This is a genomic window from Streptomyces wedmorensis (assembly GCF_000716445.1).
GTDB lineage: Bacteria > Actinomycetota > Actinomycetes > Streptomycetales > Streptomycetaceae > Streptomyces > Streptomyces wedmorensis.
In genome coordinates this window covers 14,032-27,039 of the sequence record NZ_JNWK01000005.1, presented here as the reverse complement: position 1 = coordinate 27,039, position 13,008 = coordinate 14,032, and the positions used below count along the sequence as shown (strand labels likewise).

At 75.0% G+C, this 13,008-nt stretch carries 10 protein-coding genes and 1 pseudogene; 5 read left to right on the top strand and 6 right to left on the bottom strand.

Features of this window, described 5'->3' with window-relative positions:
- The first annotated feature begins 48 nt into the window (after nucleotides 1-48).
- The gene (locus OO54_RS04670) at nucleotides 49-342 is read left to right on the top strand and encodes a hypothetical protein (protein ID WP_033201587.1); all 294 of its coding nucleotides are present in this window, start codon (nucleotides 49-51) and stop codon (nucleotides 340-342) included.
- A 95-nt stretch (nucleotides 343-437) separates the two neighbouring features.
- Nucleotides 438-1,898, top strand: a complete 1,461-nt coding sequence (locus OO54_RS04665; RefSeq protein WP_033201586.1) for a sigma-70 family RNA polymerase sigma factor — start codon at nucleotides 438-440, stop codon at nucleotides 1,896-1,898.
- 16 nt (nucleotides 1,899-1,914) lie between these two features.
- On the opposite strand, the gene OO54_RS04660 is transcribed toward OO54_RS04665, so the two are convergent.
- From OO54_RS04660 to OO54_RS04645, 4 genes are all read right to left on the bottom strand, one after another.
- Complete coding sequence (locus OO54_RS04660) at nucleotides 1,915-2,526, bottom strand: CAP domain-containing protein (RefSeq protein WP_078905041.1); 612 nt, start codon at nucleotides 2,524-2,526, stop codon at nucleotides 1,915-1,917.
- A 137-nt stretch (nucleotides 2,527-2,663) separates the two neighbouring features.
- Nucleotides 2,664-3,536, bottom strand: coding sequence for a universal stress protein (locus OO54_RS04655; protein ID WP_033201585.1), 873 nt, complete (start codon nucleotides 3,534-3,536; stop codon nucleotides 2,664-2,666).
- A 159-nt stretch (nucleotides 3,537-3,695) separates the two neighbouring features.
- Nucleotides 3,696-5,132, bottom strand: coding sequence for an acyl-CoA dehydrogenase family protein (locus tag OO54_RS04650; RefSeq protein WP_033201584.1), 1,437 nt, complete (start codon nucleotides 5,130-5,132; stop codon nucleotides 3,696-3,698).
- Between the two features lie 158 nt (nucleotides 5,133-5,290).
- Nucleotides 5,291-5,746 (bottom strand): RrF2 family transcriptional regulator, encoded by a 456-nt coding sequence (locus tag OO54_RS04645; protein ID WP_017242296.1) that lies wholly within the window; start codon nucleotides 5,744-5,746, stop codon nucleotides 5,291-5,293.
- A 728-nt stretch (nucleotides 5,747-6,474) separates the two neighbouring features.
- Here OO54_RS04645 and OO54_RS04640 point away from each other — a divergent pair.
- Complete coding sequence (locus OO54_RS04640; protein ID WP_033201583.1) at nucleotides 6,475-7,335, top strand: glutathione S-transferase C-terminal domain-containing protein; 861 nt, start codon at nucleotides 6,475-6,477, stop codon at nucleotides 7,333-7,335.
- 131 nt (nucleotides 7,336-7,466) lie between these two features.
- On the opposite strand, the gene OO54_RS04635 is transcribed toward OO54_RS04640, so the two are convergent.
- On the bottom strand, nucleotides 7,467-8,504 hold the full coding sequence (locus OO54_RS04635; RefSeq protein ID WP_033201582.1) for an NAD-dependent epimerase/dehydratase family protein: 1,038 nt from the start codon (nucleotides 8,502-8,504) through the stop codon (nucleotides 7,467-7,469).
- Between the two features lie 144 nt (nucleotides 8,505-8,648).
- Between OO54_RS04635 and OO54_RS04630 the strand changes: the two genes are divergently transcribed.
- Both OO54_RS04630 and OO54_RS41365 read left to right on the top strand, forming a co-directional pair.
- The gene (locus tag OO54_RS04630; RefSeq protein WP_051786707.1) at nucleotides 8,649-8,885 is read left to right on the top strand and encodes a DUF5133 domain-containing protein; all 237 of its coding nucleotides are present in this window, start codon (nucleotides 8,649-8,651) and stop codon (nucleotides 8,883-8,885) included.
- A gap of 376 nt (nucleotides 8,886-9,261) precedes the next feature.
- A pseudogene (locus tag OO54_RS41365) lies at nucleotides 9,262-11,434 on the top strand (ATP-binding cassette domain-containing protein).
- A 187-nt stretch (nucleotides 11,435-11,621) separates the two neighbouring features.
- On the opposite strand, the gene OO54_RS04620 reads toward OO54_RS41365, so the two are convergent.
- On the bottom strand, nucleotides 11,622-12,836 hold the full coding sequence (locus OO54_RS04620) for a D-alanyl-D-alanine carboxypeptidase family protein (RefSeq protein ID WP_033201581.1): 1,215 nt from the start codon (nucleotides 12,834-12,836) through the stop codon (nucleotides 11,622-11,624).
- Between the last annotated feature and the right edge of the window lie 172 nt (nucleotides 12,837-13,008).

Here is a 13,008-nt window from a genome sequence, read left to right as displayed (position 1 = left end):
GCGGTCCCGTCGGTGGCGCATCTCACGTCCTGGTGTGAACCTGGATGGATGAGTTGGGCATCTTGGACGACCGCCGGTGTGTACACCGGGCGAGGTGGGGTGCTGACCGACGAGGCCGGAGTCGTCACGGGCGATCTGACCGTGCACACGACCTTTGCCGATCGAGAGGCACGCGTGGCCGTGCAGTACAGCGGCGCGTCCGACTGGTTCACCATGTCGGGCAGTCCCGTTCCGTGTGCGACGGAGGAGGAGAGCCGCGACCTGCACGACGCCGTCGTGGCAGCCGTCCGGGAGGGCAAAGGGGCCACGGTCCCGACCCTGCCCGCGGCGCCACCGGTGTAAGGTCCCCAGGCACCACCGGAAGAAGTGTTATCCCTCCCGCGCCCACGGGTCTCCGAACTACGGGGGACTCGGACCAGGGATGAGGGAGCAGATCCATGCACAGCGACGAGGCCCGCACCACCGCACTGGTGGAGGCGGCCAGGGCCGGTGACGCGCACGCCAGGGACGCCTTGGTGCGCGCGTACCTGCCCCTCGTCCACAACGTCGTCGGCCGCGCCCTCGACGGCCACGCCGACACCGACGACATCGTCCAGGAGACGATGGTCCGCGCCCTCGACGGCCTCACCGGCCTCCGCGACCCCGACCGCTTCCGCTCCTGGCTCGTCGCCATCGCCATGAACGGGATACGGCGCCGCTGGCGCGAACGCCAGCAGGCGCCCCTACCCGGCCTCGACCGGGCGGCGGACCTCGCCGACCCGGCCGGCGACTTCACCGAGCTCACCATCCTCCGCCTCGGCCTCTCCGGGCAGCGCCGCGACGTCGCCCGCGCCACCCGCTGGCTCGACGAGGACGACCGCGAACTCCTCTCCCTGTGGTGGCTGGAGGCCGCCGGCGAGCTGACCCGCGCCGACGTGGCCGAGGGCCTCGGCCTCTCCCCGCAGCACGCCGCCGTCCGGATCCAGCGCATGAAGGAACGCCTGGAGACCGGCCGGGCCGTGGTCCGCGCCCTGGACGCGGTACCGCGGTGCCCCGAACTCGCGGAGACCGTCACGACCTGGGACGGGCGCCCCTCCCCGCTCTGGCGCAAACGCGTCGCCCGCCACCTGCGCCCCTGCGCCGCCTGCACCGGACGCGTGACCGGCCGCCGCGGACTCGCCCCGGTCGAGGGCCTGCTCGTCGGCATCGGCCTGGTGCCCCCGCTCGCCGCCGCCGGGGTGCTGCGCGGCGCGGAGTCCCTCGCCACCGAGCCCGTCGCCTTCGAGACCGTGTCCCGGTGGACGCCGGCCCGGCGCGCGTACGTCGCCGCGGCCGCGGCCGTCGCCGTCCTCGGGGCCGCCGCACTCCTCGCACCCCGGCAGCCCGACACCCGGCCGGTGCCCGCCAGGCCCGTCGCCGCGCCCCCGCCCGCCACCACCACCCCGCCCCCGGCACCCGCTGCGACCGTCGCCGTCCCCGCACCGACCACCCGGCCGCCCCGACCCCCCAGGACGACGCCCCCGGCGCCCCGGCCCACCGCCGAGGAACGGGTGACCGCGAAGGTCAACCGGCTGCGGGCGGCTGCGGGTTGCGGCCCGCTGCACACCGACGCGCGACTGGTCGCCGCGGCCCGCGCCTACGCCCGGGACATGGCGGCGCGCGGCTACTACGGGCACAGCAGCCCGGAGGGCGACTTCGCGGACGCGCGGATCACCGCCGCCGGATACGACTGGAGCGCCTGGGCCGAGAACCTGGCCCGCGGTTCGTCCGACCCCGCGGACGTCGTCGACGACTGGACCGACGGCGCGATGCACGAGGAGAACATGCTGGACTGCCGCTACCGGGACACCGGCGTGGCGTCGGTGCCGGGGCCGGGCGGCACGATCTGGGTGCAGAAGCTGGCCGCCCCCGCGTCCTGACGCCGCCGCTCCGGGATCAGCGTCTGGCGCCGAAGTCCTGCACCCACCAGGGGCCGTTGGAGGTCAGGGTCACGCCGACGCCGATGTCCCTGAAGGCGCAGTTGAGGATGTTCGCCCGGTGGCCGGGACTGTTCATCCAGTCCTCCATCGCGTGGGCCGGGGTCCTGGGCCCGCGGTGGATGTTCTCGCCCCAGGTCGACCACGCGTACCCGGCGCCGGTGATCCGGTCGCCCGCGTCGCGGCCCTCCGGGGTGTGGTGCTCGTAGTAGTCGCGGGCCGCCATGTCGTCGGCGTGGCCCTGGGCCGCGGTCCGCAGGCGGTTCTCGGAGCGCAGCGGTCCGCAACCCGCCCTCTCCCGCTCGGTGTTGGCGAGCTCGACGACCTCCTCGACGAACTGCCGGGCCTCGCCGCCGGCCGCCGCCGGGGCGACCGCCGCGGAGACGGCCGGGGCCGGCGCCGCCACGTACATTCCCGTCACCACCGCGAGCAGGGCGGCGGCCCCGGTCAGCGCGACGGTGGCACGGAAGGAGGGGTGGGACGCCCGGCGGCGCGCCCCGCCGCTCCCGCGGTGCCGGCCGCGCGCGGGCGCGGGATGGTCGTGGTGGCCGGGACGATCGTTGTGCCGCATGGAGCTCCGCTCTCTCGCCGAGGTCGCCGGAGGTCCGGTGCCGGGAGAGCCACCGGGGCGACGGCGGTAACACTGTCCGCCCCGGGCCGCCCCGACACTCTCCGTCAACCCGACGCGTCAACCCGCGTCCGAGCCTTTCAGCCCTGCGGGATCACCGCCACCGGGCAGGGCGCGAGATGGAGCGCCGCGTGCGCCACGGAACCGATCCGCGGTCCGATCGCGCCGCGCCGGGCCCGGCGGCCGACCACCAGGAGCCGGGCGGATCCCGAGGACGAGAGCAGCACCTGCCCCGCGCTGCCCAGTTCGACGTGCTCGGTCACCGGAACGTCCGGGTACCGCTCACGCCAGGGGGCCAGTGCCTCGCGCAGCGCCTTCTCCTCGTACGGCACGAGCCCGCCGGCCTCGTCGGCGAGTCGCATCGAGGCCGGGCTGTACGCGTACAGGGGCGGCAGGCTCCAGGCGCGGACGGCCCGCACCGACGCCCCGCGCGCGGCGGCGGTCGCGAAGGCGAAGCCCAGGGCGGCGGCGCTGTCCTCGGGGTCGCCGTGCTGCCCGACCAGGACGTGTCCGGCGGGCGGTTCGGTCTGCTCGCCGTCGCGGGAGCGGACGGCCACCACGGGGCGGGTGGCGGCGGCGATGATCTGCTGGCCGTGCGAGCCGAGCAGGAATCCGGCCACGGCGCCGTGGCCGCGCGAACCGATGACGAGCATCTCGGCCCGCTCCTCGGTGCCGAGCAGCGCGGCCACCGGCGTGTCGGGGAGCACCTCGGACGTGAGCGTGAGGTCCGGGTGGCGTGCCGCGATGGTGGCCTCGGCCTCGCGCAGGACGGTGAACGCCGCGCGCTGCTGGGTCTCGGGGTCCTGGACCAGCGGGATGTCGAGGGGCTCCCAGCGCCAGGCGTGGGCGAGCCGCAGTGGAAGCCCCCGGTGGAGGGCCTCGCGGGCGGCCCAGTCGGCCGCCGCGAGGCTCTCGGGGGAGCCGTCCACTCCGGCGACGATCTCACGACTCATCAGGCTGCCTCCGTCGGCGCGGTGACGGGCCCGCCAGGCGGCCGGGCCCTGTTGTCTCCAGCTTGGGCCCATCGGCCGCTTGACGGGAGGGCCGGACGTCCCGACATGCCGGACCGTCCGTCCCTTCGTACGCCGTTCCGGCCGCGCGGGGCGGCGCGCTCAGGCCCGGAGGGTGAGTCGCGCGTGGGTGCCGTTGAGGTAGTGGTCCCCGATGTCCCGGAGCCGGTGGGCCGCCTGCGTGGGGGCGGTGAGGGCGCGGGCGTTGCGCCAGAAGCGGTCGAAGCCCGGTCCGCCGCCCCGGGGGTCGGGACCCGTCCCGGTGTCGACGAGTTCCAGGATGCGGGTGGTGATGTGGACGGCCGCCCGGCCGGTGACGGTCTCGGCCGCCGCCACGAGGACGGCGATGTCGGCGCGTTCCTCCGGGCCGAGCGACCGCCCGGCGAGCAGCCCGCGCGCCAGGGCGTCCGTCGCCCGCTCGACCACGGCGGCGGCGGCGTGCGCGGCGGTCGCCAGCTCCCCGTACGCGAGGAGGAGGTACGGGTCGTCCCCGACACCGCCCGTCGCGGACCCGTCCGCGACGATCGTGCCGTCCGCGAGGTCGGCCGGTGCCGGACCCGCTTGCCCCGCGCGGCTGATGTCCCGGGCCTCGGCGAGCGCGCCCTCGGCTATGCCGAGTCCGACCTGGACGAGCAGCAGTCGCAGGGCGAGCGGCGCGAGGGTGGCGAACGGGGCGACGGCGTGCTCGTCGTGGGGGAGTGCGCCGAGGACGTGCTCGGGTGCCACCGGCACGTGGTCGAAGGTGACGGTCCCCGCGCCGGCGAGCCTCTGCCCGACCCGGTCCGTTCCCGCGTCCGTGAACACCCCGGGGTGGGCCGGGTCCACCAGGACGACCAGCAGATCGCCGGTGCCGCCGGGCCGGACGCCGACGACCAGCCGGTCGGCCACCGTCACGCCGGAGGCGAACGAGCGCCGGCCGTCGAGGACCCAGCCGTCGCCTGCGGCGGGCGTGAGCGTGAGTCCCGGTTCGGCCTCGCCCCGCGCCGGCTCGATGCCGCCGGCGAGCAGCCAGCGCTCCTCGGCCGTACAGACGTCGAGGGCGAGAGGGGGCCGTGCGGTGTGCGGTGCGCCCGCCGTCCGCCCGGTGCCCGGCGTGAGCGTCTCCGCCGGCGTCGTCGGGTCGCCGCCGTCCTCGTCCGGGGCCGATCCGGGCGGGTGCTCCTCCGCCGCTGCCGGGCCGAAGAAGCGGCTGCTCCAGGACAGCGCGTAGTGGTGGGCGAGGAGTTCGCCCACCGAGCTGTCGGCGGCGGCGATCTCGCGCACCACGGCGCACGCGGCGCGCCAGTCGGCGCCGCGCCGGGCCGGTCCCGGGGCCGTGAGGAGGGCGGGGAGCCCGGCTTCCTGGAGGCGGGCGACCTCGTCGAACGGTGCCTTGCCCGCACGGTCCCTGGCGAGGGCGTCGACGGCGAGGTCGTCGGCGAGTTCGCGGGTGACGCGGCGCCAGATCTCGTCGTCGGCGGGCCGGTCGACGGGGTGGACGACCGGTGCGGAGGTGGTGCGCGGGGCGGGTCTCTTCGGCGATTTCCTCGGCGTGCTCACGTCACCTCACCTGATCTCTCGTATTCCCACTGGAATAGTAGGGATAGTGGCAGACGTGAGGCGCCCACCCCAAGAGGCGTCCACGGCTTGGACAGGGGTGTCTTGATCAGTGGGATGACGTCAAGTCGACGCGGCTCGGCGGAGGTTCGATCCGCGGGTCAGGGGTTGGTCCAGGCCTCCGGGTCGTCCGCGAGTGCGACGACCCCGGCCGGCAGCTTGGCCGCCGCCACCTCGGCGAGCGACACCCCGAGCACCTCGCGGACGCCGGCCCGCAGGGCGATCCAGAGCGTCAGCAGCGACTCGGCCGGGCCGGTGTAGGACAGGTCCGGCGGGCGCTCCCCGCGGACGGAGACCAGCGGCCCGTCCACGCAGCGGATGACGTCCGCCACCGAGATCGTCTCCGCGGGCCTGGCCAGCCAGTAGCCGCCGTTGCCGCCCCGCTGGCTCTGCACGAGACCGCCCTTGCGCATGTCGCCGAGGATCCCCTCCAGGAACTTGTGCGAGATGCCCTGGCCCTCGGCGATGGCCTCGGCCTTCAGCGGCCCCGAATCCTGGGAGGCCGCGAGCTGGAGGGCTGCCCGCACCGCGTAGTCGGCCCTGGCTGAAATGCGCATGCGCGCATTATTCCGTACGGGCGCGACGACATGCCCGCACACCGCCGGGCGAGCTGCGGCCCAGGGGAGGCCCACGACGCCGACCGGCCGGATCGCCGCCCGACAGCCGGGCCGTACCGCACCCTTGACGCCGCCGGTGGCCCGCCGGACACTCATGGACGGGAAATCCGAGCGAACAGGTAGGCAACCATGGGACGCAGCGGCCGGCGGGACACGTCACACGCCGCGCCCCTCCCGCGCTCCCTGCCCCTCACGTCCCGCCGCCACATCGATCTGCTGCGGGTCTGCAGCGCCGCCTAGGGCCTGTCCGGCGGGTCCGGGCCGAACAGGACCCGGATCCCCCACCCGGCCTCCGCCCCACCGCCCCGCCCGTAGTCCTCCGGGCGGACCGGATCCGGCGCCGCCGGGCCGTCCGCTGGTCAAGGTGCCCGCCCCTGCCCGGTCCGCCGGGTGGGCGACGCGCCCGAACCGGCCGTGGGTCCAGCTGCCCGAGCCTGCCCGGTCCGTCCGGTGGGTCATCGTGCCCGGTTCCGCCCGGTCCGCCTGGTGGGTCATCGTGCCCGAGTCCGCCCGGTCCGTCCGGTGGGGCAACGCGCCCGGGTCCGCCCGCACTTCCTTCCCGTACCTCTGCCCCCCGGCCGGCGTGCCGGTGCCGTTCGTCGTGCCTCCGCGACCGGCACCGCGTGGAGTCGGCCGGACCCGGCACCGAGCACCCTCAAGGGAGAAGCATGTCCGTCGTCCCGTCCTCGCTCCTGCCCGCCTCCGCCGTGCCCGCCTTCCGGGGCCGGATCGGCCGCGACGCGGCCAGCGGCCACTACGCCGTCCCGTACCGCTACCGCCTCCACGTGGCACCGTCGACACCCGGCTGTCTGAGGATCGCCGTCACCCACGCCCTGCTCGGCCTCGACGACACGCTCCCGCTCACCGTGCTGCCCGAGACCCCCGACACGCCCGACGGCGGATACGCCGTCCTCCGCCCGCTGTACGAGGCGAGCGCCCACCTCTACGACGGCCCGGCCGCCGCGCCCGTCCTGAGTGACGGCTGGACCGGACGGATCGTGAGCACCCACGTCCCCGACATCCTCCGCGACCTCGCCCTCCGCTTCCGCGGCGACGGCCCCGACCTGCTGCCGAGCGCGCGGCGCCGTGAGATCGACGCGATCGCGGACCTGTGCGAGCGGAGCGTGAACCGGGCCGCCCAGCGGGCAGGTGAACTCGGCATCGACGGCGAGGCCGCCCACCGCGACCCGCTGACCGTCCTCTTCTCCGCGCTCGGCCGCCTGGAACGCCGGCTCGCCCGCGGGCCGTACGTGCTCGGTGACGCGCCGACCGCCGCCGACGTGCACGTCTGGGTCACCCTCGTCCAGCTCGACACCGTCCACCGCTGGCACCTGGACGCCGCCGCCATGGACCGCGTCGCCGGACACCCGGCGCTCTGGGCCTACGCCCAACGTCTGGCCGCCCGGCCCGAGTTCGCCCGCAACCTCGACATCGACGCCGTCCTGCGCCACCACCGCGCCCACTGCCGTGGCCGCGAGGCGGCGGGCGCGGCCATCCGCATCGTCGACTGGTCGGCCGGCCCGAGCTGACGGCCCCCGGCGAGGCGGCGCGCAGGGCACGACACGTCCGACGGCCCGAGCCTCACGGGCCCGGGCCCGGGCCCGGCCGACGGCGCACGGACCCGGACTCGGCCGGCGTTCCACGCCTCACGGGCCCGGGCTCAGCCGATCCGGTGGCCGGCCAGCGGGGCGGTGTCGTCGCCGGTGCCCGCCCTCACGCCGCGCAGGAACGCCGACAGGGCCTCCTCCGCGGTCGCCGACGGCTCCCATCCCAGCTCCCGCCGCGCCCGCTCGGTGGCGAGCAGCGGCAGGTGCCGGAGTGCCTCGAAGAGGCCGGGGGAGGCCGGGACGAGCCGGAGGCGCCAGGCCGCCGACAGGGCGCCGCGCACCGCGCCGGCCGGTACCTTCACGGGCTTGGCGTTCAGCAGCCGGCCGAGCGTCGCGGCGTCGAGGACCGGCTCGGCGGCGAGGTTGAACGCGCCGCGGACGTCCTGCAGGAGCGCCCTCCGGTAGGCGTCCGCGGCGTCGTCGGTGTGCAGGACCTGGAACCGCAGTCCTTCGAACTCCGGGAGCAGCGGCAGCAGTTCGGGCCTCATCAGCTGGCCGGGGAAGAACCGCCCCGCGAAGATCCGCCGCTGCCCGCTCGCCGACTCCTCCTTGAAGAGGAACGCCGGACGCATCCGTACCACCCGGATCTGCGGATGGTCGCGCTCGAAGGTGTCGAGGACCCGCTCCAGATAGGCCTTCTCCCGGGTGTACGCGGCGCCCGGCCAGCCGTGCGTCGGCCACGCCTCGGACACCGGGGCGCCGCCCTCGGGGCCGGGGGAGTACGCGCCCACGGAGGAGGCGTGCACGAGCACCGGCACCCGCGCGGCCGCGACCGCGTCGAAGACGCGCACCGCGCCGAGCACGTTGGTCCGCCAGGTCTCCACCGGGTCGTGCGTCGGACCGAACCGCCAGGCCAGGTGGACCACCGCGTCCGCGTCCGCGACGTACTGCGCGAGCCGCGGTTCGTCGCCGTCCCGGGAGAGGTCCACCTCGGCCCACTCCACGCCCGGCAACTCCAGTCCCGGCCGTCGCCGGGCCAGGCCCAGGACCGATTCGACCCGCGGTTCGGCCGCCAGGATCCGTACCAGACTCGTCCCCACATTGCCGGTGGCGCCGGTGACGACCACCCGCTGAATCGTGCTCGGGTTCATGTCCTCGACCCTCCGTCATGGGCGGCGGGAGCGCACCCGGAGCGCCCCGCCGGGGGTGCCTCGTCACTCAACGTGCCCGTGCCGGTCGCGAGGGTGGCCGATGGCCGGGAATATGGAGCGACGCAGGAGACAGGAGAAAACGTCATGCTGCTGCCCGACAGGAACACGGTCGACCGGCTGCTCCGGCACTACCGCACCCAGGAGCGGACCGTGCTGGCCAGTCCGTGCGACCTGTCGGCCCGCCGGCGCTTCGAGGACACGGTGTACACCCTGTGCGTCCTGATGGGAGAGCGCACCGCACACGAGGCCGTGCACGCCGCCGAGCGCTATGTGACCGACGCCCTGCCCACGCCGCCCCGGTATCCCTGGCGGAGCGGGTGACCGGACCGGCCGGCCGTCGGCAAGCGCGTCCCCCGGACCGCGGTTAGCGTGGCGGGGTGCGTCGCGCGCCCCCCGGTGCCGGGTGCGGCGGTACGTGACCGCTCACGTTCCGGCCCGCCCGGCGGAGGGAGACACGATGGCCAAGGCCCGCAGGACGGACACCGCGAGGACGGGCACCGCAGGGACGGGTACCGGCAGGGCCGCCGCCGCGAAGTCCGGCGCGGCGAGGACGGGCACCGGCGGGGCCGCCGCGAAGTCCGGCGCCGCGAAGGCGGGGACCGCGAAGTCCGGCGCCGCGCGGGCGGGTACCGCGAAGTCCGGCGCCGCGAGGGCGGCCACGGGGGAGGCCGCACCGCACGCCGCCGACCGGCAGAACCTGATCCGCGTGCACGGGGCGCGGGTGAACAACCTCAAGGACGTCAGCATCGAGATCCCGAAGCGCCGGCTGACCGTCTTCACCGGCGTCTCCGGCTCGGGCAAGAGCTCCCTGGTGTTCGACACGATCGCCGCCGAGTCGCAGCGGCTGATCAACGAGACGTACAGCGCGTTCGTGCAGGGTTTCATGCCGACGCTCGCGCGTCCCGAGGTCGACGTGCTCGAAGGCCTGACCACCGCGATCATCGTCGACCAGCAGCGCCTCGGCGCCGACCCCCGGTCCACCGTCGGCACCGCCACCGACGCCAACGCGATGCTCCGCATCCTCTTCAGCCGCCTCGGCCGGCCGCACATCGGCCCGCCCGGCGCCTATGCCTTCAACGTCCCGTCCGTGCGGGCCAGCGGCGCGATCACCGTCGAACGCGGCGCCCAGAAGGCCGTCAAGGCGACGTTCAGCCGCACCGGCGGCATGTGCCCGCGCTGCGAGGGCCGCGGCACGGTCTCCGACATCGACCTCGGCCGGCTCTACGACGACGCCAAGTCGCTCGACGACGGCGCGCTCACCATCCCCGGCTACGCCCCGGGCGGCTGGAACCACCGGCTCTACAGCGAGTCGGGCTTCGTCGACCCGGGCAAGCCCATCCGCAGGTACACCAAGCGGGAACTGTCCGACTTCCTCCACCACGAACCGGTCAGGATGAAGATCGCGGGCATCAACATGACCTACGAAGGGCTGATCCCGCGGATCCAGAAGTCGTTCCTGGCCAAGGACAAGGAGGGGATGCAGCCGCACATCCGGGCGTTCGTGGAGCGGGCCGTCACCTTCACCACCTGCCCCGAGTGCGACGGCACCCGCCTCGCCGAGGGCGCCCGGTCGTCGAAGATCAAGCGGAAGAGCATCGCCGACGTCTGCGCGATGCAGATCAGCGACCTCGCCGAGTGGGTGCGCGGCCTCGACGAGCCTTCGGTGGCCCCGCTCCTCACCGCACTCCGCGAGACCCTCGACTCGTTCGTCGAGATCGGCCTCGGCTACCTCTCCCTCGACCGGCCCGCGGGCACGCTCTCGGGCGGCGAGGCCCAGCGCGTCAAGATGATCCGCCACCTGGGCTCCTCACTCACCGACGTCACCTACGTCTTCGACGAGCCCACCACCGGCCTGCACCCCCACGACATCAACCGCATGAACGACCTGCTGCTGCGCCTGCGCGACAAGGGCAACACGGTGCTCGTCGTCGAGCACAAGCCGCAGACCATCGCGATCGCCGACCACGTCGTCGACCTCGGTCCCGGTGCCGGCACCGCGGGCGGCTCCGTCTGCTTCGAGGGCACCGTCGAGGGGCTGCGGGCCGGCGACACGGTCACCGGCCGCCACTTCGGCGACCGCGCCGCGCTGAAGGAGACCGTGCGCGAGCCCTCCGGCGCCCTGCGGATCCGGGGCGCGACGGCCCACAACCTGCGGAAGGTCGACGTCGACGTCCCGCTCGGCGTGCTCTGCGTGGTCACCGGCGTCGCCGGCTCGCGTGAAGCCGGCGCTGTTCAGCGCCAACTCCGAGGGCGCCTGCCCCACCTGCAACGGCGCCGGCGTCATCTACACCGACCTGGCGATGATGGCCGGCGTCGCGACCACCTGCGAGGACTGCGAGGGCAAGCGGTTCCAGGCCTCGGTGCTCGAATACCACCTGGGTGGCCGGGACATCAGCGAGGTCCTCGCGATGCCGGTCGACGAGGCCGAGGACTTCTTCGGCGCCGGCGAGGCCCGCACCCCGGCCGCGCAGCGCGTCCTGGAACGGCTCTCCGACGTCGGACTCGGCTACCTCTCCCTCGGACAGCCGCTCACCACCCTGTCCGGCGGCGAACGGCAGCGCCTCAAGCTGGCCACGCACATGGCGGAGAAGGGCGGCGTCTACGTCCTGGACGAGCCGACCACCGGCCTCCACCTCGCCGACGTCGAACAGCTCCTCGGCCTGCTCGACCGCCTCGTCGACTCCGGCAAGTCCGTCATCGTCGTCGAACACCACCCGGCGGTCATGGCGCACGCCGACTGGATCATCGACCTCGGCCCCGGCGCCGGACACGACGGCGGCCGCATCGTCTACCAGGGCCCGCCCGCCGACCTCGTCGCCCGCCGCACGACCCTCACCGGCGAGCACCTGGCACAGTACGTCGGCGCCTGACCGGGGTCGTACCCCGGCGCCGGGGTACGACCCCGGGGGCCGTACCTCCGCTTCACGACCGCGAGCCGCCGGTACGCGCGCGGGCCTGGTCCGTCCGGAAAGCAGAGCCGCCAGGCGGGACTTTCCGGACAGGCCCCTGGCCCCCGGCTACCGGATCAGGCGTCACCGGCGGACCGCACCCGCCGGATCAGCTCCGGTGGGCGGCCCTGCGCCGCCACCCCCACAGGGCGATCGCCGCCGCGCAGGCCGAGGCCACCAGGGCCAGCGGCAGGCCGGCCGACACGCCCGACGGGGCGTCCTCCCGCTCGGGCGCAGCCACCGCGCCGGGACCGTGCGCCGGGCCGGCGGCCGGTGCCGCGCGGCCGGACACCGCGACGGCCCGGGCGTCCGGCCGGGCGGCCGCCTTCGTCCGCACCGGCAGCAGCGAACCCACCGGCCGGACCCGGCCCGCCGCCTCGAAGCCCCAGTCGAGCAGCGAGCGGGCCTCCTCGTAGACGGCGAGTCCGCCGCCCTCCTGCGGGTTCATCACCGACACGACCAGCGTCCGGTCGCCCCGCCTGGCCGCGGAGATCAGCGTGTTGCCCGCGTTACTCGTGTAGCCGTTCTTGATCCCCAGGAGTCCGGGGTAGCGGTCCACGCCGTCCGCGCCGGTCAGGAGCCGGTTGGTGTTGGCGATGCCGTACGACCAGGTACCCGCCGGGAAGTCCGCGTACCGCGTCGAGCAGTACCGGACGAACTCCGGGTCCTGGAGCCCGGCCCGGCCGAAGACCGCCAGGTCGAACGCGGAGGACACCTGGTCGGGGGCGTCGTAGCCGTCGGGGGAGACCACATGGGTGTCCCGGGCGCCGAGCGCCCTGGCCTTGTCCTGCATCTGGCGGGTCATCGACTCCCAGCCGCCGTTCATCGCGGCCAGCACGTGCACGGCGTCGTTGCCCGAGCTGAGGAAGACCCCGTTCCACAGGTCCGAGACCTTGTACGTGTACCCCTCCTTCACGCCGACCAGACTGCTGCCCGCCCCGATCCCGGTCAGCTCGGCGTCCGCCACGGTGTGCTGCTCGGAGGGTTCGTGGTGAGGGAGCGCGGTGAGGGCGAACAGCGCTTTGAGCGTGCTGGCCGGCGGCAGCCTCCGGTGCGCGTTCCGCGCGGCGAGCACCTCGCCCGTGGCGGCGTCCGCCACCACCCAGGAGAGCGCCGACACCGAGGGCACCCGGGGCGCGCCCGGCAGCCGCTGCACCTGCGTGCCCTGCCGGTCGAGCCGGGCGGGATCGACGTACTGCCGTACGGGCGGTGCGGGTTCCCCGACCGAGGCTCCGGAGGAGGCGGTGGCCGCCGGAACCGGCAGGGCGAACAGCAGCGCCGCGGTACCGGCGGCAATATGACGGACAGCTGACGTGACGATCATTCGGTCACCGTAGGAAGGCCCCGCCGAACACGCAGACCGGAGTGCGCCGACCGGCGTAGCGAACGTGCCGGACGGCGGCGCGTCGTGCGCCCGCCCGGGTGGTGGACGGCCGCCCGGCCCGCTGTCGGTGGCGCAGGGCATCCTTGTGACGTGCCCTCACACCCTCAGCCCG